Genomic DNA, 21,376 nt, shown 5'->3' on the forward strand with positions numbered 1-21,376 from the left:
CAGCCACACAATTGTGTGGCTGTTTACGCTGCGCTTTAATTTAAAACGATAATACGTTTTTAAACGCGGTGCTTTATTTTACCTTTGAAAGGTAGTCAGCAATTGCTTCAAACTCTTCGTCCGTTACCGTTGCAACCATTGCTTTCATTGCGGCAGTCATACCATTGCTACGCGCGCCCGATTTAATATCTTTCATTTGGGCCACTAAATAGTCTTTGTTTTGACCATTAATTTTAGGGTATGCGCCCATAATAGGTGCCTTACCTTCTGCACCGTGACATGTTTGACACATTTTTTGGGTGTAAAGGGCTTCGCCATCAGCAGCGGCGGCGTTAAACGAAAAACTTGCGGCTAAACTAATACCCGCGCCTACTATTAGTGCTTTCATCTTGCTCATTATATTCACTCTTCTTTTTGACGGTTAGAAAATAGTCTATTGATTGTAGTAAACAATCTAGTAAAAAGCATACGTATCAATTTACGTTAGGCGATCAAACAAACATGACTACGTTTTCAGCCATTGTTGTTAACTTTAGCAAACAATACTGAACAGACACTTACCATACTAAATCATCTGGTACTTCAAAGTCTGCATATGGGTCGTCTTCATCTTTTGGTTTGTTTTCAGGTTCAACATGAAAAACAATGTACTTTTCATCAACTTCTGCGACTTTACGCGCCGGCTCATCATCGAGTACGTAAAACTGCCCTTCCAGTACACAAATAGCTAAACGACCACCCGATAACGCTTTTTGGGTTTTCTCGTTTACATCTATCCCTTTTACTTTGTTATCGTAAGTAAAATTAAAGGTACGCTCACCACGAATAGAGTCTTGGTTATGGTGCTCAAGTATTTGCTTAACACGAGCGACTTGCTCACGTTGCTTAAGCTCTTCTTGGCGCGACTGGTTAAGTTCTTCAGCCTTTTTTTGCTGCTCTAATTTAGTTTGCTGTATGTGCTTTTGCAGATCGCTTGGGTTACTGGTAGCCCCTTTTTTTTGCTTTTTTTGTTGCTTACGTTTTTCTGACTTAGCAACTTTAGCTTTGTGCGATGTTGTTAACCCTGCTTGCAGCAATTGGTCTTGTAATGAACCCATGGCTTTGTTCCACTAAAAACTTATATTAGGTTTATTTTAATCACCAACGAGTACAAATAACAGTGCTATTAGCATTAATCTAGCAAAGGGCTGAATATACACTTTGATTTAGCGCAATTGTTGATGATTTAACCTATGAAATATAAGCCATTTTTCATATACTTTGGCTAACTTATCAGCTTATGTTTTAAGCCTTACAATGCGTTTTGCTCATTTACTTATTTGCTCGGTGTTTATATTTTTTGTGCTGTACGCACCTCAGCCTTTATTGAGCTTATTTGCTAGCGAATTTAACGTTCCCCCTGCGCTTGCCGGCAGCTTAATGAGCGTAACCATGCTGCCTTTAGCAATTGCACCTTTGGTTTATGGGCTATTTTTAGCCAAGCAAAACCCGCTTATTATTTTACGTATTGCTATGTTTATTTTAGGAGTGAGCTGCATACTGTTTACAGTAGCGCCAAGTTTTGAGCTATTACTTTTGGTGCGTTTTATACAAGGCTTAACCTTACCTGCCGCGCTTACCGCGATGACAAGCTTTATTGGTATACGTTACAGCGCAGATGCCTTACAAAAAAATATGACCTTATACATAGGCAGTACCATAGCTGGGGGCTACTTTGGCCGAATATTGGCCGCTTTATTTAGTGATGTATGGCATTGGCAAAGTTTTTATTATGTTATTTCAATTGTGCTTATTGGCCTGGCTATAAGTATAAAGCCCACGGGCTTTGTGGTATCTGATCAGTCAGCACTTACGCCGTTAACGTATATTAAGCAGCTAAAAGATGCGGCAGTACTAAAATTGTATGGCGCCGTTTTTTGTATGTTTTTTTGCTTTGCAGCCTTATTAAATTACCTACCATTTATTTTGCAAAACACCTTTTTAATTACAAACACACGCGATATTGGCTTAGTGTACAGCGGCTACTTAATCGGTGTTTTAGCTTCTATTGCAACACCTTGGCTTGCTAAAAAAGTGCCTTCAGCTTGGCATTTACTTGCTGCGGTTTTTATCGTGTATAACTTAAGCATTGTATTACTTATAAGCCAGCAACTGAGTGTGTTTTTAATCGCGTTTACGTTATTTTGTGCTGCTATGTTTGTTATACACTCAAGCGCTGCTCCACTTGTTAACAAGATTAGCAGAGCGCCTGCAAGTGTAACGAATGGCGGGTATGTATCGTTTTATTATAGTGGTGGGGCACTGGGCTCGTTATTGCCAGGTATTGTTTATCAACACTCAGGGCAAACTGCATTTATGCTTTGCTTACTGAGTGTGTGTTTTATTGGTTTAGTATTAGTCACTTTAGGCTATCGAGAAGGTAAAAACATTACCCGAGGGTGATGCCCTGTATGCTCAAAAAAGGTATTTAAATCATTTTTTGTAAGCAGCCAAGTTTGGGTGTTTTCAAACGGGTGACAATGAAACAGCTCATTAAACCAAATATCTTGATCAAGCCACAAAGTAACGTTGCTTTGTTTATCGTTTGCTAAAGCAAGCATAGACACACACCCAGGCGCCACTTTTAAATAACGTGCTAACCGCTCGCTAGAGGCAAACCCCAACCGAGAAAGCCCCTGTTGCTTAGATAGGGTTTTTAAATCGAGCTGTTTGTCGTGTGCGGTAATTACTAAAAAGTGCTTTTTGCCCTCATTATCACGCAAAAACAAGTTTTTAAGTCGCGTACCTGGGCGCTCCACCATAAATGCATCAGCATCTAAACTGGTATGTAACGCAGGGTGTTCTATTACATCGTAATTTATACCTAATTGCGCTAACAACTGCGCAAGCTTTGCTTTATCGGCCAACATACTACAAACAACGCCCTCTTAGCTGCACACTTAAGTCACGCCATAGCACTTGTGTAATTTCGTGTTTCTTTTCACAATAGTTATTTTCACTGAGGGTTTCGTTTAAAAACCTGACGGCTTCATCCTCAAGCTTAAGTTTTAACACACTAGAGTCTTCGAAGTGTTCTTGTTCTATGAAACGTTTTACATCAGAGCGGCTCGGTCTTTTTTCGCCTCGCCCGCCGTTATTTAAGTTTATGTTACTGCGATGCTCAGCCTTTACCGATACAACATAAGCAAATATTTTGTTACCTTGCTCATCCACGTTCTCATAAAACTGCTTGTTATTTATTTCATAAGGAGGCGCTTCATTACTTGCACACCCTGCAAGTAGCAAAGCAAGTATACAGATACTTTTTTTCATTGTTTTTGTCGTTTCGCGAGGTATTTTTCTCGAGTCTATCAAAAATAAACGATAACAGTTAAATATTGCTAAAAAATACTTGACCAAATTTATAAAAATATTTAAAGTTCACCCCGCTTGGAACTCAGCAGCCAAGTAATTACAACTATGTAATTTAGGAATGTGGGGCTATAGCTCAGCTGGGAGAGCGCCTGCCTTGCACGCAGGAGGTCAGCAGTTCGATCCTGCTTAGCTCCACCACTTTCCTACTCTTCTATTACTTCCTATTTTTCATCGTCTTATTATTCTTTTATCTTCTACAAAATAACTTTTATATTTGCGCATTCCTTGTTTGTTTAGTCTTTGTTGGCTATAAATTATCTCATCTGTAGCAGTGATACTTTTGGCTTAAACAATGGATACCCCTAAACGCACCACATTAAAAAAGCTCGCTGTCATCGGTTTAACCGCGGGCGTAATTACTCATGTACCTTATGTGTTTGCCCGAAAAAAAGTAACCCTAAGAGTCTTAGGAACACATGTCACGCTACAAGAAGCCATTCGTAAACAAGCAATGCTTGATTTAGGCATAAATATAGAATTTTCCCCTGCCGGAAGTGCTGCCGTATTACAAAAAGCCTCCATGGACCCTGGCTCATTTGATTTATACGAGCAATGGTCAAACAGTATTAATGTGCTTTGGCGGGCGGGGTCTATTCAGCCCATAGAAAAAAAACGGCTAACCTACTTTAATGAAATAAATTCTCTTACCAAAACAGGGAAGCTCACCCCCGATGCAAAATTAGGTGCAGGCGACGCCCCTTATAAATTACTCAATGTACAAGAGGACGGCACACTAAGCGCAAACGAAAGCGATTACATTAGCTTTTTACCTTATGTACATAATGTTGACTCTTTTGGCTATAACACCGCCAAGATAAAACCTGGTATTGCCTACGAAACTGAAAGCTGGGGCTGGTTACTTGATGATGCCCACCGGGGTAAAGTAGGCATTGTAAATGCACCCACAATTGGCTTATTTGACCTTGCCTTGGCAGCACAAAGCAAAGGGTTAATAACATTTAAAGATATTGGTGCGATTACTCGCTCCGAGCTTGACCGTTTATTTAGTATTTTAATTGACTATAAACGCCAAGGGCATTTTGCAGGTTATTGGAACTCGGTACCAGAGTCTGTTGAATTTATGAAAAGCCAACGCGTGCATATAGAAAGTATGTTTTCCCCCGCTGTGGCCGCGCTCAATAGTCAAAATGTTAACGTACGATTTGCCGCTCCAAAAGAGGGCTACCGTGGCTGGCATGGGGTAATGTGCTTATCGTCACAGGTTAATAAAAACCAAAAAGATGCCGCATACGATTACATGAACTGGTGGCTTTCGGGATGGGCCGGCGCATTTATTGCTCGCCAAGGGTATTACATTAGTAATCCACAGCGCTCAAAAGCAATGCTTTCACCAAGTGAATGGAATTACTGGTACTTAGGCAAGCCCACTACGGTTGACTTACTAAACACCCAAAAACAAGTCGCAGTAAAAGCCGGCGAGCAGCGAAATGGTGGTAGCTATTTAAAACGCTTAAGCAATGTAGCTGTTTGGAATAGCGTTATGCCGACTTACGATTACAGCTTGCAAAAATGGTATGAGTTAATAAGCAGATAATGATAACCCGTTCAATAAAATCAAAAATAATAATTGCTCTATGCGTATTAATTACTTTATTAATTTTGCAAAGTTACCTATTCAATTATTCGCAAAAATCACTTTTTGAGCTGCAAAATGCGCAGCACAAAGCTTTATTACAAAGCGAGTCCGTTACCCGTTTAGAACACGATGTGATTTCTTTACAAAGCCAAGCCATTGCTTATCTAGATCATGCTAATAGCAATACCATTGAAAAGTTTAATATGCACTTAAATGCTGCAAAAATGAATTTAGACACGCTAAGTGAAAATTTAAACGAGTATGATGAAAGTTACCAAAATAAGGTAAAGCGCCTAAACGAGTACTTAAATAATTACCAAGATACATTTAAACGTGTAGTCGTTAATAGAACCAAACGAGAGCAGCTGTACATTACACAGTTCAAACAACCTATTGAAACCCTAAAAGCACAACTTAATGAGCTTGAAAAAAACACGCAAACAAGCAAGCAAAGCGTAATAGTGAATATACTCTTAACTATTAGCAATATAGAACAAGCAGCAACCAGTTATTTACACAAGCCAAATTATGATGAAGCACAAAATGTGCAAAATAACCTAGCACACTTAAATACCCTACTGGCGAGTATTGAAACCGCTAATGTTAACCTGCTTAATAATACTGATGAGCTTGAGCAAGCGTATAGCCAATTAGTTATTTTAACTCGTAGTTATACGTTTTCGATAAATGTAGTTTTAACAGGAATAGAAAACGAGCTGCTTTACCTAGCCGAAAAAATAAGGGATGTAGAGAAGCAAAAGCTCACCCAGACAGAACAGCAGCTAAGAGATCATGTACTCAAAAGTACAGAGATGGGAAACCTATTTGCAGCTTTAATTACTGTTATTATCACGTTAATCACCTTTTTTATTTTTAACTCTGTCATTAAGCCCATCGCGAAATTAACTAAGCTGTTAAATGATATGAGTAATGAAAAACAAGTTACACTTAATGGCAATACACATCATCAAAGTGAGATTAACTCGGTTATTACTGCGGCTAATGCGCTGTATTTAAAAAACAAACAAACAAAGGCACTATTAGCACAAACCCAAGCGCTCAATACTAAAATGGAATTAATGAACAAAGAGCTAACCGTCGCTATGACTCAGGCAAAAAATGCTAACCAAGCGAAAGGCGATTTTGTTGCTAATATGAGCCATGAGCTACGCACTCCAATGAATGGTATTTTAGGAATGCTGCAGCTATTACAAAGCAGCGCTCTTCCTGCAAAACAAAAACACTATGCAGATAAAGCATTTTCAAGTGCTCAAAATTTATTGCAAATACTTAATAACGTACTCGATTTTTCTAAACTTGAGTCTGACAAAGTAAAGCTTGAATCAATCCCTTTTACTTTGCATACCGTGGTTTCTAATGTGAAAAATTTATTTTCAGTAAATGCTAAACAAAAAGGGTTGCGCCTTAATTTTGTATTGCATGTTGATGCAGGGCTAGAGCTGATGGGCGACCCACTTTATTTAAGCCAAATCATTAATAACTGCGTGGGTAATGCGATAAAGTTTACAGAGCGCGGAGAAATAACCTTAAGTATTGAGGCCACCACACAAGATAAGCAAAATATACAGTTACGTTTTGGTATTAAAGACACTGGCATAGGCATGACGCCAGAGCAAACAGAATCCATTTTTGACTCGTTCTTCCAAGGCGACTCCAGTACAACCCGCAAATATGGCGGCACGGGATTAGGTTTAACTATTTGTAAGCAACTTACCAAGTTACTAGGCGGCGAAATACAAGTACGCAGTACGCCTCACGTCGGGAGTGAATTTTATTTTACACTCCCATTTAAAATGACAAACCAAGAAACACTTAAAAAACATGCGCTACTTATAAGCCCCGATAAAAAGCAAATAAACTCGCTCACTAAGCTGCTAAGTAATGCTGATATAACGACAGAAGTTACCCAAGAGCCACTGCGCGCCATTGCGAAGATCTCTCAACCTAACAATCCGTTTAGTATTGTATTAATGGCATTATTACAAGCCGAACTAAAAGATAACTTTATTTTACGGCAGCTCTACTTACAAAAACAAAGAAACAAGCACAAACTATTGCTCATTCTCCTTATTAGTGACCAAGAACAACCACAAGCAGTGCCCGATAGCGAACATATTGATATTATTACTATAGGTAATAGCCACCCTGAATCGCAATTAATGCGCTTGCTGCTAGCCGATTCGACTAACCTGCCTACCAGTGATAGCTACCCACAATATACTGGCTATACAGCCCTAGTAGTCGATGATAATCCGATTAACCAAGAGATTATAGAAGCCCTACTTAGTAAAATGAATATGACCGTTGTCTTGGCAAATAATGGTAAAGAAGCATTAGAATGCGTAGACAAGCATGAAGTTGATATAATTTTTATGGATATTCAAATGCCTGTAATGGATGGCTTAGAGGCAACACGAATACTTCGTCAGCGAGGTTATATAACACCAATAATAGCAATCACTGCTGCAGCATTTTCTAATGATAAAAAAGCTGCTATTAGAGCTGGAATGGATGACTACTTAGTAAAACCACTATTATTTGGCGCACTGTATGAGACGATAGAAAAACACATAAAGAAAACTCATACACTTAGTACTTTAAATTTAGCACTCGCAATAGATAACCTTGATGGCAATAGCGAGCTTATAAATACTGTATTTACTAAATTTATTGATGATTATAGTAATTTTACAGATATTGCGGCCACCAGCCTTAGTAATAATGAATTTAAAAGCCTATCTATGGCAATACATAGTTTAAAAGGACTTGCCGGTACATTAGGCTTAGAGTTATTAGAGCAATGCGCCAAAAAGGCTGAAATGGCGCTAGCAAACAAAGCAGATGTTGATTTAACCGAGTTTAATGAGCAGCTTACATTAACATTATATGCTGTTAGGCAATTTCTTGTTACACACTCTATTTCGCAAGTACCTGCAGGTGCAGAGCATTCAGAACAAAAAAGTACATTAATAGATAATATTTACAATTTAGCTTTATCTGCCCGCCCAGTCCCTAGCCAATTAATTAGAGAAATTGAGCGTAAGCAATTCCCCCGCTCACACCCATTATTTGAGTTAAAAGAAGCAATAGATAACTTTAACTACGCTTTAGTGATTAAACTTATTAACGATTACAGAAATAACTATAAAAACTAGACAATTATGGCAACTATAAACTAACTTTAAGAAGTAATTAAAGAATAAGGATTTAGTGTGCATTCAACCTTTCTAGCTGGCAACAATGAACCTGCAGTAGCTCAACCGCGAAAGCCTTTGATACTCATTGTTGATGACGAACCTAGCAACCTACATGTATTAGTTGAAGGCCTACTTGCAGACTACGATGTACGCATTTCAACAAGTGGTGAACAAGCGCTTGTATTTGTTGAATCCACACGCCCAGATTTAATTTTACTCGATATTATGATGCCAGGCATGGATGGCTATGAAGTATGTAAAATATTAAAAGCAAAGCAAAACACCAAAGGTATTCCCATCATTTTTGTTACCGCACTTACCGAAGAGGAATCGGAAGAAAAGGGCTTTACAATGGGGGCCATTGACTACATTCATAAACCCTACAAATTAGCTTTGGTTAGAGCACGCATACGCACACATATTACTGCGCAAGGCATGCTAGACAGACTCATTGAAAAAAACTTTGACTTACACGACAAATTACTAGAAATAGAAGCTCTTGCCAAAGAGTTAAGCCAGCGTGAGGAAGAGCTAAAGCAGCTGTCATCTAAGCAAAAGTTATTTTACCAAGCGCTTACCAGCACGGCCGACGGTGTTGTAATTACTAATAGCGAAGGAAAAATTATCGCTGTTAATCCATCGTTTTGTAGAATTACCGGCTATTGCGAGGCCGAATCGCTGGAAATGGATCTAAAAGATATTAAAAAGAATAACCACCCTAATATCAGCTTTGACAAGGTCTGGAAACACGCAAACGAAGCAGGCTACTGGAGTGGTGAGCTTGTCACCAGAAGAAAAAATGGTGAGTTATACCCTGAGCTATTAACACTAAGCATGGTAAAGGGCGAGCAAGACACCAACATTCACTACATTGGCGTTTTTAGTGATATTTCAAGCGTAAAAGTAACGCAAGAACGCATAGATTACCTAACTTGGCATGATGAGCTTACTAAGCTGCCAAACCGTAACGGTTTTTTAAAGCAATTAGAACAACAACTACAAGATTGTAGTAGCGACAAGACCTATGCCTACATTTATATTATCGACATTGATAGCTTCCATTCTATTAATGATGGTTTAGGGCTATTAGCAGGGGATAATATTTTAAAGGAGCTTGCTCAGCGTATTCATGCCAATGTAGATAAAAAAGATATTATTGCACGCTTAGGCAGTGATGAATTTGCCGCCTTATGTAGCGTAGATAAAGGAATTGGGCGTACACGCGCTCAATCAATCGCTGAAAACAAAGCGCAAGAGCTTTTAAACGCAGTCAACCGCCCTTTTGACGTTGATGGGCAAGAGGTTAGCTTAACAATTAGTATAGGCACTTATATTTTCCCGCGAGACGATGTATGGGAAAGTGCTATTGAGACAATAAGAAATTGTGAAGCAGCCTGCTATAAAGCCAAAGAAAAAGGCGGAAACAGAGTTACTTTTTTTGATACCTCATTTGGCGAGCAAGCTAAACGACGCTTTGAAATTGAACAAGACTTAAGAAAAGCCATTCCGCATAATGAGCTATCCATATTTTTGCAGTCGCAATTTGATAGTAAGCAAACGTTAAAAGGCGCAGAAATACTGCTGCGCTGGGATCACCCTCAAAAAGGCTTCATAAGCCCATGTGAATTTATATCAATAGCTGAAGAATCTGATGTTATTTTTGAATTAGACTGCTGGGTTACGACTAATGCACTTAATTTACTTACCAAGCTTAAATACAGCCACCCAAGTTTGAATATTTCAGTAAATATAAGCGGTCGACATTTTCATGAACCGCGATTTTTAAACTTTATAAGCCAACAAATTAAAAGTGTTGATATTAATCCTCAGCAACTCACTATAGAGATAATAGAGGGGACGCTACTTAATCACATGGAAGCGGCCATTGAAGCCGTGCACTACCTTAAAAAGCTGGGCGTACGCGTATCAATAGATGACTTTGGCACGGGCTACTCAAGTTTAACCTACTTAAAACAGTTACCTATTCATGAGCTAAAAATAGATCGCTCATTTGTACTTGAAGCCCCCACTGATAACAACGATAAATTAATTATTGATATGATTGTCAGCCTTGGTAGGTTGTTTCAATTAGAAGTGGTAGCGGAGGGGGTCGAGAATCAATCGCACTTTGACTTATTACAAGAGTACCCTGAGGTTATCCTACAAGGATACCATCTGCACCGGCCTGAGCCATTAGAAAGCTGGCTAGAAAAACTAAACCATACTTTGCAAAATGCATAAAAAACGCCGATTAAACAATCGGCGTTTTTTATATGTGAAGTATATTACTTACGTACTTGGCCTTCGCCATTAACTAAATACTTTTCAGTTGTAAGTGACTCAAGCCCCATGGGACCATAAGCATGTAGCTTAGTTGTAGCTATACCAATTTCAGCACCTAAACCTAATTGCGAGCCATCTGAGAAACGCGATGATGCATTTACCATCACTACCGATGCATCAACACTGCGTTGGAAAAGCTCAGCCGCAGTATCGTTTTTAGTACAAATAACCTCAGTGTGGTTTGAACCAAATTGAGCAATATGCTCCACTGCAGCACTAAAGCTTGGTACCACACGAATAGCAATTTCTAAATCTAAGTATTCTTCACCAAATTCATTATCAGCAAGTACTGTAGCATTATCGAAGTATTTTGCGGCTTGCTCATCTGCATTAATTTTCACACCTTCTTGGCGCAATACAACGGCACATAAATTTAAAAATTCATCAGCAACATCTTGGTGAACCACTAGCCCTTCAAGCGCATTACATACGCCTGTGCGCTGTGTTTTACCATTTAATAGTAAATTAAGTGCAACCTCTAAGTCGGCATCTTTATCTACGTATAAATGACACACCCCTTTAAAGTGCTGAATAACAGGAATAGTGCTGTTTTCTGTAACAAAGTTAATTAAGCCTTCGCCACCACGAGGGATGATTAAATCAATACTTTCGCGTTGCTGCATTAGTTCCATAAGCAACGCACGGTCTGGATCAGGAATAACTGAGATCAGTGCTTTAGGTAAGTTATGTTTTTCAAGTACACCGTGCATTACACTCGCAATGGCTTGCGAGCTTTTAAGGGCTTCTTTACCGCCACGTAAAATAACACCATTACCCGATTTAAAACACAATGCGCCTGCATCCGCAGTTACATTAGGACGCGCTTCGTAAATCATACATACAACGCCTAATGGCACACGCATTTTACGTATTTTAATGCCATTTGGGCGCTCTGTAATGTCGCGTAGCTGACCGACAGGATCATCTAAACTTACAATAACTTCAATACCTTCTGCCATTGCTTCAATGCGCTCTTCGTTAAGCGTTAGGCGGTCGATCATCGAAGCGGCTAAGTTATTATCGCGTGCTGCGCTTAAATCACTTTCGTTTTCTTTAATTATAAATGCTTTTTCTGCGCGTAATGCTGCCGCCATTTCGGTTAACACTTGGTTTTTGGTCTCGGTGTCGAGTAAAGCAAGTGTGTTTGCAGCTTTTGCTGCCTGGCGTGAAATATCCGTAATCAAACTCATGACTTCTCCAATAATGCGATATCTTTTTCTGAAATAACAGGACCAATAGAATCCTGCATTTTTTCGCTAAATTCACTTTGCTCGTTATCTGCAATAAAGCTTAACAAGCAACTACTATAATTTGCGGTGGCTTTTGCTAAACGTGTGCCATCCTCGCTTCTAACTAAAATGGTATCGCCAATGGCAAACTCACCATGAACTTCCATTATTTCGTCGCCACGTATGCAACCGTTTTCACCTTCAAGAGACTCATCAAACGAGCCATCTACAACTACTTCACCTTGCTCATTAGCAGTATGCGTCATCCAGTGCACAGCTTCTTGCATTGGTTTTTCATAAGGAAGGAAAACACTACCAGGGTTGTCACCTGCCAATAATCTATTAAAGGTTTCTTCTTTAAAGCCATTAATAATATAAGTAGCAATACCGTGAGACGTTGCTTTTTCGGCAGCTTCAATTTTGGTTTTCATGCCACCGGTTCCTACAGAGCTTGTAGCACATCCTGCCATAGCATAAATAGACTCATCAATTGATTTTATTTCAGGCAGTAAAACTGCATCGTCGTGCAAATTTGGGTTTTTATCATACAGCCCATCTACATCAGAAAAAATCATTAATGCATCGGCATCAGCGGCCGCCGCTACCATGGCTGATAAGTTATCGTTGTCACCTACTTTTAAGTCATCCGTTGTTACAGCATCATTTTCGTTAATGATAGGCAGTACACCATGCTCTAACAAAGTAAAAATAGTTTCGCGAATACTTTCATAGCGCTCACGGTCACGTAAATCACCATGGGTTAATAATAATTGCGCTGATGGAAAATCGAAAAAGCGATCCCACATGGCCATCATTTCAGTTTGACCTGCTGCTGCCATCGCTTTTTTCATCACAACTGAACGTGGAATGTCAGATGGGAATAAGTGTGAGCCTGCAGCTACTGAGCCTGAAGATACTAAAATAACTTCAATACCACGAGCACGACAGCGAACAATAAATTGCGCAATGGTTAATAAGTAGCGTGAACGGCACCCATCTTGATCTGGAGCAATTAATGCACTACCTACTTTTAAAACAATACGACGCCAATTTAACTTTTGCATAAAATCTCAACTTTCCATTTTATCTGCATTCACATAGTGTGAACTAAAACTAGGTAATTGCGTAAAAAATACGCAATTTCGAATAGGTTGTTTGTTTATACACTTTTTAAACGCACGCAAATACACGACCTAAAATTGCTTTTAGATTTGTAAAGACATGAAACAGCACCAACCAAATTAAATGGAGGTCTATTAAATATAAAAATAAAAAGTGTTGTTTATGTATCGCTGTAAAAAGCTGTGTGCGGCCTTTTTGTTAACAACATACATAGAGCCTCTAAAGTCAGATACACCAACAGATAGGGTGATGACTTAAGGACCGAGATTTAGCCGCCACGATGGGAGCTAAACATTGAAAGTAATAGTTCAACTCAAACATTTATTTACTTAATTGCTTAAATAAACTTGTTTGAAAAAACCATACCAAGATATTCAATAATACAATAGCTACTAATTAATGGTAAAAATAGCGTACAAATCTATTATTACAGGGCAAATATGACGCTAGTATTAATACATACCGTTATTTTGCAAAATTATATTTAGATGACTAATTGTTTGAACTCTAAATATAATACGACATTTCAAGGGGTAAGATCAAGGCTAAAAATCACTCTAATGTATAGCTACGCCTCACCTCTAAGTGGTTAATCATTTAAAATCAAAGAGTTATATTTATTTTTGTGTTTTAATTCAATTTTTATAAATAAATCAATAAGTTTAACCTACAATTTTTGTATTAAGCGCTAAAATTTTATTAGCAAATTAAACATTTCACGTGTATACCCCTGTATTAATATTTAACAAAAGTTATACTTTTCACATTGTGATAAATAAGGAATTCTTAATTTATGTCAGCAATTTATATAGCCGGTATCGCACTTTGTTCGGTGCTTGCCCAATGGGTAGCGTGGGCGTTTAAAGTACCCGCTATTTTGTTCTTATTGCTTACCGGTTTATTGCTAGGGCCGTTTAGTGGTGTATTAGACCCTGATGCTTTACTGGGTGATTTATTATTTCCTGTTGTGTCACTGAGTGTGGCTGTCATTTTATTTGAAGGCTCCCTTACTTTGCACTTTAGAGAGTTAAAAGGCATAAGTAAGGTCGTACGTAACCTGTGCTCTATCGGCATGATCACCACCTGTGTGGTAATAAGCTTAAGTGCCTATTGGTTGCTGGAGCTTAACTGGCGGGTGGCTGCAGTATTAGGCGCTGTGCTAGTAGTAACAGGGCCTACGGTAATCGCCCCTTTACTTAATTCGATGCGCCCAACACAAGATATTGACCGTATATTACGATGGGAAGGCATTGTAATTGACCCAATCGGTGCTCTTTTTGCTGTGCTTGTATTTGAAGCAGTCATGCTGGTAGGCCAAGGAGAAGTGCTTAGCCACACTATTATTGCACTTGTTAAAACAGTCGGCGTAGGGCTATCTATCGGTGTTGTTGCGGGGTGGATCACCACACAGCTTATGCGCCGTGAATGGCTACCGTTCGAGTTACATAAATTTGGTATACTTGCCTTGGTGCTTATTAGCTTTTCGGTATCTAATCACTTAAGTCACGAATCGGGACTATTGGCTGTTACCGTATTTGGTATTTGGCTTGCTAATCAAAATGATTTAGAAATCGATTCTGTACTTGAGTTTAAAGAAGACTTATCGATGATTTTAATATCATCACTGTTTATTTTACTTGCTGCGCGGCTACAGCTTTCTGACTTGATGATGTTAGACAGCGACGTATTTATATTCCTTGCAGTGGTGTTATTTATAGCGCGCCCATTGTGTATTGCTATATCTACTTTTGGTACTGACTTGCCAATGAAATCGCGCTTGGTGCTATCGTGGATAGCCCCAAGAGGTATTGTTGCAGCTGCTGTTGGGTCGGTGTTTGCGCTAAGTATGATGGAAGCTGGCGTAGCTGATGCAGAAAAAATGGTGCCGTTAATATTTACCGTTATTATCATCACTGTGGTATTACAAAGCTTAACCGCTATTCCTGTTGCTAAGCTATTAGGCGTGCGCCAACCTTCTCCAAATACCATACTGATTATTGGTGCAAACCATGTATCTCGCGCTATAGGTAAAGGTTTACAAGAGCAAAGCATTCCTGTTCACCTATCAGACCCCGCATGGGAGAACTGTAAAATGGCTCGTATGGACGGCCTTGCCTGTTATTATGGTAACCCACAATCAGAGCATGCTGAGCGTTACTTGCCGCTCACAACAATAAGAACGGTATTAGCACTTTCACCTAACCGCCACCATAATGCGCTTGGTGTACAATATTTTTCTCACTTGTTGAATGAAAAAAATGTATTTTCACTGCGCTCATCTACCTCGCATGCTAAAGCGAATAAAGACAGTGCAACATTCCTATCTAGACAAATTTTGTTTGGTGAAGATGGCTCTTACGCTCGCCTAAGCAGTATTATTGCTAAAGGCGGTAAAGTGAGTGCGACGCGTATTTCAGAAGAATTTGATTGGGAAAAATACCAAGAGATGAACCCTGAAGCGATCCCGTTGTTTATTTTAAAAGGTGATAAAGACAACGACGACGATACGCCAGTAAAACTTCGCCCATTTACCAGTAATATGGAAAAGCCACCGCAGGAAGGAGAGCGTATCTTTGCACTTCAGCCGCCAAAAATGTCGGTGTTAAAAGACCCCGCTAAAACAAAAAATAAAGAAGAGAGCTAACCTCTTTTCGTTATTGCAAAAAAGCCCTAATTAAATATTAGGGCTTTTTTATTTTATATAAATAGCGTGCGTTATCGGCACTTACATGGGTAATCTCGCGCGGGCAACAACACTATCGGGCATTTTTTGAGCGAGTAAGCTAAGCGCACGCTCAATTTTTTTATGGGTTGCTTTATCTGCCACCATGGCATTGAATAACCAGCGATACGCATCTTCAAAGTCACGTGGGCTTCCGTAGCCTGCATTAAAAAGCTTAACCAGCCTTAGCTGTGCTTTTAAGTTCCCTTGCGCTGAAGCCTCTCGTAAGTAGGTAATGGCCATAGCTTTATCTTGCTGCACTAAGCGACCCGTGTCGTAATAACGTCCAAGCTGCTCTAATGCAGCCGCTAAGCCTTGTTCAGCTGCTTTACGCATGTAGTACACACCTAATTCCACATTGCGTTCAACACACACGTTATATGCCAGCATATCGCCATATAAAAATTGGTAAGATGGCAGCGCCATTTTATTGGCCCTTGCCTCTATATCTTGTACTAATTGGCAATCGTCTGCCTTTACACGCTGCAAATGTGTATTTTTATTTATTAGTGCAATCAGCTCCGGTTCGGTATAAAGCGGCACCGCAGCGGGCGTTTCTTCAGCTAACACATTGCTACTTATAGATAAAAGTAACGGAGTGAGCAAAGACGCTAGAAAAGTGTTACAGGTAGATAGGCGCATGTTTACCACGTATAAAATAAAACTTATCAAATAATATACAAAGATCGTTCCAAGGTGAATTTTAGGCATAAAAAAAGCTGCAAAAAGCAGCTTTTTTTTAAACTAATGGTGATTAAGCAAACGGGTTGCGAAGTACCATTGTTTCTACACGATCTGGGCCGGTAGAAATAATATCAACAGGTACACCTGTGATTTCTTCGATACGCTTGATGTAATCAATCGCAGCTTTTGGTAAGCCTTCAAGGCTAGTTACACCAACTGTGTTTTCAGGCCAACCTGGCATCTCTTCATATACTGGTGTTACTTTCTCGTAACCCTCAGCAGCTAATGGCGTTACATTAGTCACTGTGCCATCTTCAAGCTGGTAACCAGTACAGATTTTAAGCGTTTCTAAACCATCTAAAACATCTAACTTAGTTAAACAAAAACCAGAGATGCTGTTGATTTGAACTGCGCGGCGCATTGCCACAGCATCTAACCAACCAGTACGGCGTAAACGACCTGTTGTCGCGCCAAACTCATGACCTTTATCACCTAAGTGCTTACCCACTGGGTCTTGTTTTTCAAGGCCATCGTAAAGCTCTGTAGGGAAAGGACCAGAACCAACACGTGTAGTGTACGCTTTAATAATACCTAACACGTAATCAAGGTTTAATGGACCAAAACCAGCACCAGTCGCAACGCCACCAGCAGTGGTGTTTGAAGAGGTTACATAAGGGTAAGTACCGTGATCGATATCAAGTAATGTACCTTGTGCACCTTCAAATAAAATGTGTTCGCCCGCTAAACGTGTTTGATCTAAAAGCTCAGTTACATCAACAACCATTGCTTTTAAGATGTCTGCAACAGCCATTGCATCATCAAACGTTTTTTGGAAATCAACAGCATCTACTTTGTAGTAGTTAACTAAAGTGAAGTTATGGTATTCAAGTACTTCTTTTAGTTTAGCTGCGAATAATTCTGGATTGAATAAGTCACCTACGCGTAAACCGCGACGGGCTACTTTATCTTCGTACGCAGGACCGATACCACGGCCAGTTGTACCAATTGGCTTGTCGCCGCGAGCAGTTTCGCGAGCTACATCTAATGCAACATGGAAAGGCAGAATTAACGGACATGCTTCACTAATTAAAAGACGCTCACGTACAGGTACGCCACGCTCTTCTAACATGCCAATTTCTTTCATTAGCGCTTCTGGTGATAAAACCACACCATTACCAATCACACATTTAACATTGTCACGTAATACACCCGATGGAATAAGGTGTAGAACTGTCTTTTCACCGTCAATAACTAAAGTATGACCCGCATTGTGGCCACCTTGGTATCGAACTACTAAAGATGCTTTGTCTGTAAGGAGATCAACAACCTTACCCTTACCTTCGTCACCCCATTGGGTGCCTAATACAACAACGTTTTTACCCATTGTAAATTCACTTCGAGAAAATTAGGACGAGATTTTACCAGAAAACTGAAGTAAAGATCACCCCTGTTCAGCTTATTTTTTCTGCGCGTATTTTTTAGGCCATCACACTTTTTAAATAACCACATATATAACAGTAATTTAAAGTTTTAAATTATACTTAACAAAAAGCCCCGCATAGGCGGGGCTTTATAACTTTTTAAATGATTAAGGCATCGCTTATTGCGCTGCAGCGCCTTTCATATATTTAAAGAAGTCACTATCTGGTGAAAGTACCATAACATCTTGTTTATCTTTAAAGGTCTTTTTATACGCCTCTAAAGAACGAACAAAACCAAAGAACTCTGGATCTTTGTTGTATGCTTTAGCATAAATAGCGGCAGCTTCTGCATCACCTTGACCACGTACTGAGCGCGCATTACGCTCTGCATCAGCAAGCATTACCGTTACACGGCGGTCAACATTAGCACGAATAGTTTCTGCTTTTTCTTGACCTTCCGAGCGGTGCTCTTTTGCAACAGCAGTACGCTCAGCGCGCATACGTTGGTAAATAGAGCTACTCACTTCTTGTGGTAAGTTAATTTGCTTAACACGCACGTCAAGTACTTCAATACCTAACTCGCGCGCACTTTCAGAAGCTTGTACTAACGCCTCTTCCATTAGCTCACTGCGCTCACCCGATACAATCTCGCGAATAGTACGCGTACCAAAGTTAGTACGCAGACCATTATTTACTTTTTGCTTTAGTAGTGTTTCAGCGTATTGCTTATCACCACGAGCACGCAGGTAAAATGCGCTAAAGTCGTTTACGCGCCATTTAACAAACGAATCAACAATTAAGTCTTTTTTCTCGCTTGTTACAAAGCGGTCTGGCGTGCCATCTAGCGTTTGAATACGTGCATCAATACGACGTACTTGGCTAAAAAATGGTACTTTTAAGTGAAGGCCTGGGCTGTATACAACGGCTTTGTCTTCACTGTCTTTTTCAACTTTGCTAAATAGCAACACAATCGCTTTTTGCCCTTCAGGTACTACAAATACCGCAGAGAAAGACATAACAATGGCAGCTAATAGTATGACTAAACTAAAGTTTTTCATTACGCTTATCTCCCGTTATTGTTAAAGCGATCACTGTTAAAACGGTCATTACCGCTATTCACAGTGCTATTTCGTGATGTATTTACTTTATTGCGTAAATCTTGAATATCACTTGAGCTTGGTAAAGCTACACGTGTTGCAGTGCCTTGCTTTTCCATAATTTTATCAAGTGGTAAGTACATCATGTTGTTACCGCCTTTAACATCAACAATGACTTTAGAACTGCTGCTAAGCACCTCTTCCATAGCATCAATGTATAAACGTTCGCGCGTTACTTCTTTAGCTGCTTGATACTCAGGTAGTAGCTTTTCAAAACGAGCCACTTCACCTTGTGCTTCAAGTGTAATGCGTTCTTGATAACCTTCTGCTTCTTGCGTCATACGTGTTACTTGACCACGCGCGCGCGGTTCAATCTCACGTGCATACGCTTCTGCTTCACGGATGAAACGCTCTTCATCTTCTTGTGCGGCAATAGCGTCATCAAATGCATCTTTTACTTCAGTTGGTGGACGTGAATCTTTAAAGTTCACATCGGTCACAATTAAACCTAAGTTATACGGTTCGATGATTTTATTAAGCTCATCCCACGTATTTTGACGAACGACTTCACGGCCATTAGTCAGTACTTGGTCCATTTTTGCATGGCCAACAACGTAACGTAACGCGCTATCAAGCGCTTCTTCTAAGCTGTTATCAGCATTAGTTACGCTAAACTTGTAAAGGTACGGATCAATAACACGGTATTGCACTTCAAACTCAACGCTTACTACGTTTTCATCTTCCGTTAGCATAAACCCAGATGCAGATAATGAACGTACAGCTTCAATATCTACTGGAATAACCGTTTCAATAAAGGTCATTTTCCAGCGTAAGCCTGGCTCTGCAATACGGTCATACTTACCAAATTGCAGTACCACACCACGTTCGGCTTCTTTAACCGTATAAATACCACTTAACGCCCACACAATTGCGGCGATAATGAGGATAAATGAAATACCGGCTCCGCCAAGTCCACCGCCACTATTATTGCCGGATTTTTTACCGCCAAATATGCCGCCTAACTTGTTGCTAAACTTACGGAACACCTCGTCTAAATCAGGTGGGCCTTGATCACGTCCGCCTTTATTGTTCCACGGATCTTTGTCATTGCCATTATTACCCGGTTCATTCCAGGCCATAGCTATACTCCATTGTTATCTAAATAAATTAGGAAATTGTGTTAAATCTATCAAATCTACCGCGTTTCTCATACAAAAACCGACATTTATATGCCAATTTTTAATCGCGATTGATAAAACCCTCAATTTCAGGACCAAACTCTTTAATTAATCGGTTCCATTCAACCATAGGTAAACGTACATCCAACAACCAGTTACCATGTTCATCAAAGCGCTCTTCATGGACTGCACTTAAGCTAAACAAAGACGCTCTTAACCGGCCATATTGAGGGGCAAGTAATAACGTACCACTAAGCATTTTCTTAGCAAGCAGGTCACTTATTGCTTCGCTAAGTAGCTCACACCCTTCGCCGGTTTGTGCAGATAACCATACTCTTATAGGCTGTCCTTGGTCATCCCGATCAATTCGTGGGCTTACATCATCAAGCGCATCAATTTTGTTATAAACTAATAATTGCGGTACTTCATCAGCTTCAATCTCTTTTAAAACCGACTGTACTTCCTCTATGTTTTCGCGTCTGCGCGGGTCTGCCACATCAATTACATGTAATTGTAGGTCGGCTTCACGCGTTTCTGTTAATGTTGCTTTAAAGGCTGCCACTAAGTCATGTGGTAAGTGGCGAATAAATCCCACTGTATCGGCCAAAATAACCGAACCAACATCACCTATATCAAGTTTACGTAGTGTTGGGTCAAGCGTGGCAAAAAGCTGATCTGCTGCGTATACATCTGAGTCTGTTATACGGTTAAACAGGGTTGATTTACCCGCATTGGTATACCCTACAAGCGACACGGTAGGAATTTCGTTACGCGTACGCGCACGTCTACCCTGCTCACGTTGTACAGCCACTTTGGCTAATCGGGCACGAATATTTTTAATGCGCGCGCGCAATAAACGCCTATCGGTTTCAAGCTGTGTTTCGCCTGGGCCTCGTAAACCTATTCCCCCTTTTTGTCGCTCAAGGTGAGTCCACCCTCGGATTAACCGAGTAGACATATGCCTAAGCTGAGCAAGCTCTACTTGTAGCTTACCTTCGTGGGTACGGGCTCTTTGGGCAAAAATATCAAGAATAAGTGTTGTTCTATCAAGTACACGACATTGGCAAACGCGCTCTAAATTACGTTCTTGAGACGGACTTAATTGATGATTAAAGATGACAACATCTGCATTGTGGATTTTGACAATCTCAGCTATTTCTTCTGCTTTACCGGTACCGACGAATAGTTTCGGATGTGGTGCTTGGCGGCTGCCTTGCACAACCGCCAAACTACTAACACCAGCAGAAGATACCAACAACTCTAATTCATGAAGATCTTCACGATCGCCATCTTTAGGTAAGTCGATATGAACTAAGACTGCCTGTTCGCCGGATTCATAGCGGTCAAACAA

At 40.0% G+C, this 21,376-nt stretch carries 16 protein-coding genes and 1 tRNA gene; 6 read left to right on the top strand and 11 right to left on the bottom strand.

Translation table 11 applies throughout. From position 1 onward, the window contains the following. Positions 1-73: 73 nt before the first annotated feature. Together PSH48_RS12860 and PSH48_RS12865 are read right to left on the bottom strand one after the other, a co-directional pair. Positions 74-397 carry a c-type cytochrome gene (locus PSH48_RS12860; RefSeq protein WP_004587649.1) on the bottom strand — a complete coding sequence of 108 codons (324 nt, stop codon included), beginning with the start codon at positions 395-397 and terminating at the stop codon, positions 74-76. A gap of 160 nt (positions 398-557) precedes the next feature. After that, positions 558-1,097 carry a DUF2058 domain-containing protein gene (locus PSH48_RS12865; RefSeq protein ID WP_004587650.1) on the bottom strand — a complete coding sequence of 180 codons (540 nt, stop codon included), beginning with the start codon at positions 1,095-1,097 and terminating at the stop codon, positions 558-560. 199 nt (positions 1,098-1,296) lie between these two features. Between PSH48_RS12865 and PSH48_RS12870 the strand changes: the two genes are divergently transcribed. Further along, on the top strand, positions 1,297-2,442 hold the full coding sequence (locus PSH48_RS12870) for an MFS transporter (protein ID WP_273611703.1): 1,146 nt from the start codon (positions 1,297-1,299) through the stop codon (positions 2,440-2,442). On the opposite strand, the gene PSH48_RS12875 is transcribed toward PSH48_RS12870, so the two are convergent. Together PSH48_RS12875 and PSH48_RS12880 are read right to left on the bottom strand one after the other, a co-directional pair. Continuing rightward, a complete protein-coding gene (locus PSH48_RS12875; RefSeq protein WP_054983244.1) occupies positions 2,409-2,909 on the bottom strand; it encodes a prolyl-tRNA synthetase associated domain-containing protein in 501 nt (166 codons plus the stop codon). The two genes, PSH48_RS12870 and PSH48_RS12875, sit on opposite strands and share 34 nt — an antisense overlap. Position 2,910: 1 nt before the next feature. Continuing rightward, on the bottom strand, positions 2,911-3,312 hold the full coding sequence (locus PSH48_RS12880) for a hypothetical protein (RefSeq protein ID WP_273611704.1): 402 nt from the start codon (positions 3,310-3,312) through the stop codon (positions 2,911-2,913). A gap of 164 nt (positions 3,313-3,476) precedes the next feature. Here PSH48_RS12880 and PSH48_RS12885 point away from each other — a divergent pair. From PSH48_RS12885 to PSH48_RS12900, 4 genes are all read left to right on the top strand, one after another. Then, positions 3,477-3,552: transfer RNA gene (locus PSH48_RS12885), tRNA-Ala, on the top strand. Positions 3,553-3,706: 154 nt separating this feature from the next. Further along, positions 3,707-4,969, top strand: coding sequence for an ABC transporter substrate-binding protein (locus PSH48_RS12890; protein WP_273611705.1), 1,263 nt, complete (start codon positions 3,707-3,709; stop codon positions 4,967-4,969). Continuing rightward, the gene (locus tag PSH48_RS12895) at positions 4,969-8,187 is read left to right on the top strand and encodes a response regulator (RefSeq protein WP_273611706.1); all 3,219 of its coding nucleotides are present in this window, start codon (positions 4,969-4,971) and stop codon (positions 8,185-8,187) included. The genes PSH48_RS12890 and PSH48_RS12895 overlap by 1 nt, the downstream gene beginning before the upstream one ends. Before the next feature lie 57 nt (positions 8,188-8,244). Next, complete coding sequence (locus PSH48_RS12900; protein WP_248530462.1) at positions 8,245-10,470, top strand: two-component system response regulator; 2,226 nt, start codon at positions 8,245-8,247, stop codon at positions 10,468-10,470. Between the two features lie 44 nt (positions 10,471-10,514). Here the strand turns inward: PSH48_RS12900 and PSH48_RS12905 are convergent, their stop codons facing one another. Together PSH48_RS12905 and proB are read right to left on the bottom strand one after the other, a co-directional pair. After that, positions 10,515-11,762: a glutamate-5-semialdehyde dehydrogenase gene (locus tag PSH48_RS12905; RefSeq protein ID WP_004587657.1), complete on the bottom strand. Its 1,248-nt coding sequence runs from the start codon at positions 11,760-11,762 to the stop codon at positions 10,515-10,517. Further along, a complete protein-coding gene (gene proB / locus PSH48_RS12910) occupies positions 11,759-12,865 on the bottom strand; it encodes a glutamate 5-kinase (protein ID WP_004587658.1) in 1,107 nt (368 codons plus the stop codon). Before proB ends, PSH48_RS12905 begins: the two co-directional genes overlap by 4 nt. 851 nt (positions 12,866-13,716) lie before the next feature. Here proB and PSH48_RS12915 point away from each other — a divergent pair. Next, positions 13,717-15,567 (top strand): cation:proton antiporter, encoded by a 1,851-nt coding sequence (locus tag PSH48_RS12915; RefSeq protein ID WP_029772605.1) that lies wholly within the window; start codon positions 13,717-13,719, stop codon positions 15,565-15,567. Between the two features lie 81 nt (positions 15,568-15,648). Here the strand turns inward: PSH48_RS12915 and PSH48_RS12920 are convergent, their stop codons facing one another. The 5 genes from PSH48_RS12920 to hflX all read right to left on the bottom strand — a co-directional run bounded on the left by PSH48_RS12920 (position 15,649) and on the right by hflX (position 21,376). Beyond that, positions 15,649-16,287 carry a tetratricopeptide repeat protein gene (locus tag PSH48_RS12920; protein ID WP_248443967.1) on the bottom strand — a complete coding sequence of 213 codons (639 nt, stop codon included), beginning with the start codon at positions 16,285-16,287 and terminating at the stop codon, positions 15,649-15,651. Between the two features lie 112 nt (positions 16,288-16,399). Continuing rightward, the gene (locus tag PSH48_RS12925; protein WP_273611707.1) at positions 16,400-17,713 is read right to left on the bottom strand and encodes an adenylosuccinate synthase; all 1,314 of its coding nucleotides are present in this window, start codon (positions 17,711-17,713) and stop codon (positions 16,400-16,402) included. A 216-nt stretch (positions 17,714-17,929) separates the two neighbouring features. Next, positions 17,930-18,808, bottom strand: a complete 879-nt coding sequence (hflC, locus tag PSH48_RS12930; protein WP_004587662.1) for a protease modulator HflC — start codon at positions 18,806-18,808, stop codon at positions 17,930-17,932. Positions 18,809-18,813: 5 nt separating this feature from the next. Beyond that, positions 18,814-19,986, bottom strand: a complete 1,173-nt coding sequence (gene hflK / locus PSH48_RS12935; RefSeq protein WP_004587663.1) for an FtsH protease activity modulator HflK — start codon at positions 19,984-19,986, stop codon at positions 18,814-18,816. 100 nt (positions 19,987-20,086) lie between these two features. After that, positions 20,087-21,376, bottom strand: a complete 1,290-nt coding sequence (gene hflX, locus PSH48_RS12940) for a ribosome rescue GTPase HflX (RefSeq protein ID WP_024031472.1) — start codon at positions 21,374-21,376, stop codon at positions 20,087-20,089.

This window comes from Pseudoalteromonas sp. Angola-4 (assembly GCF_028599265.1).
GTDB lineage: Bacteria > Pseudomonadota > Gammaproteobacteria > Enterobacterales > Alteromonadaceae > Pseudoalteromonas > Pseudoalteromonas atlantica.

What these genes read in the sequence shown, in the direction of transcription:
- PSH48_RS12860 (WP_004587649.1), bottom strand. Translation starts at nt 397, where the DNA reads ATGAGCAAGATGAAAGCACTAATAGTAGGCGCGGGTATTAGTTTAGCC.
- PSH48_RS12865 (WP_004587650.1), bottom strand. Translation starts at nt 1,097, where the DNA reads ATGGGTTCATTACAAGACCAATTGCTGCAAGCAGGGTTAACAACATCG.
- PSH48_RS12870 (WP_273611703.1), top strand. Translation starts at nt 1,297, where the DNA reads ATGCGTTTTGCTCATTTACTTATTTGCTCGGTGTTTATATTTTTTGTG.
- PSH48_RS12875 (WP_054983244.1), bottom strand. Translation starts at nt 2,909, where the DNA reads ATGTTGGCCGATAAAGCAAAGCTTGCGCAGTTGTTAGCGCAATTAGGT.
- PSH48_RS12880 (WP_273611704.1), bottom strand. Translation starts at nt 3,312, where the DNA reads ATGAAAAAAAGTATCTGTATACTTGCTTTGCTACTTGCAGGGTGTGCA.
- PSH48_RS12890 (WP_273611705.1), top strand. Translation starts at nt 3,707, where the DNA reads ATGGATACCCCTAAACGCACCACATTAAAAAAGCTCGCTGTCATCGGT.
- PSH48_RS12895 (WP_273611706.1), top strand. Translation starts at nt 4,969, where the DNA reads ATGATAACCCGTTCAATAAAATCAAAAATAATAATTGCTCTATGCGTA.
- PSH48_RS12905 (WP_004587657.1), bottom strand. Translation starts at nt 11,762, where the DNA reads ATGAGTTTGATTACGGATATTTCACGCCAGGCAGCAAAAGCTGCAAAC.
- proB (WP_004587658.1), bottom strand. Translation starts at nt 12,865, where the DNA reads ATGCAAAAGTTAAATTGGCGTCGTATTGTTTTAAAAGTAGGTAGTGCA.
- PSH48_RS12915 (WP_029772605.1), top strand. Translation starts at nt 13,717, where the DNA reads ATGTCAGCAATTTATATAGCCGGTATCGCACTTTGTTCGGTGCTTGCC.
- PSH48_RS12920 (WP_248443967.1), bottom strand. Translation starts at nt 16,287, where the DNA reads ATGCGCCTATCTACCTGTAACACTTTTCTAGCGTCTTTGCTCACTCCG.
- PSH48_RS12925 (WP_273611707.1), bottom strand. Translation starts at nt 17,713, where the DNA reads ATGGGTAAAAACGTTGTTGTATTAGGCACCCAATGGGGTGACGAAGGT.
- hflC (WP_004587662.1), bottom strand. Translation starts at nt 18,808, where the DNA reads ATGAAAAACTTTAGTTTAGTCATACTATTAGCTGCCATTGTTATGTCT.
- hflK (WP_004587663.1), bottom strand. Translation starts at nt 19,986, where the DNA reads ATGGCCTGGAATGAACCGGGTAATAATGGCAATGACAAAGATCCGTGG.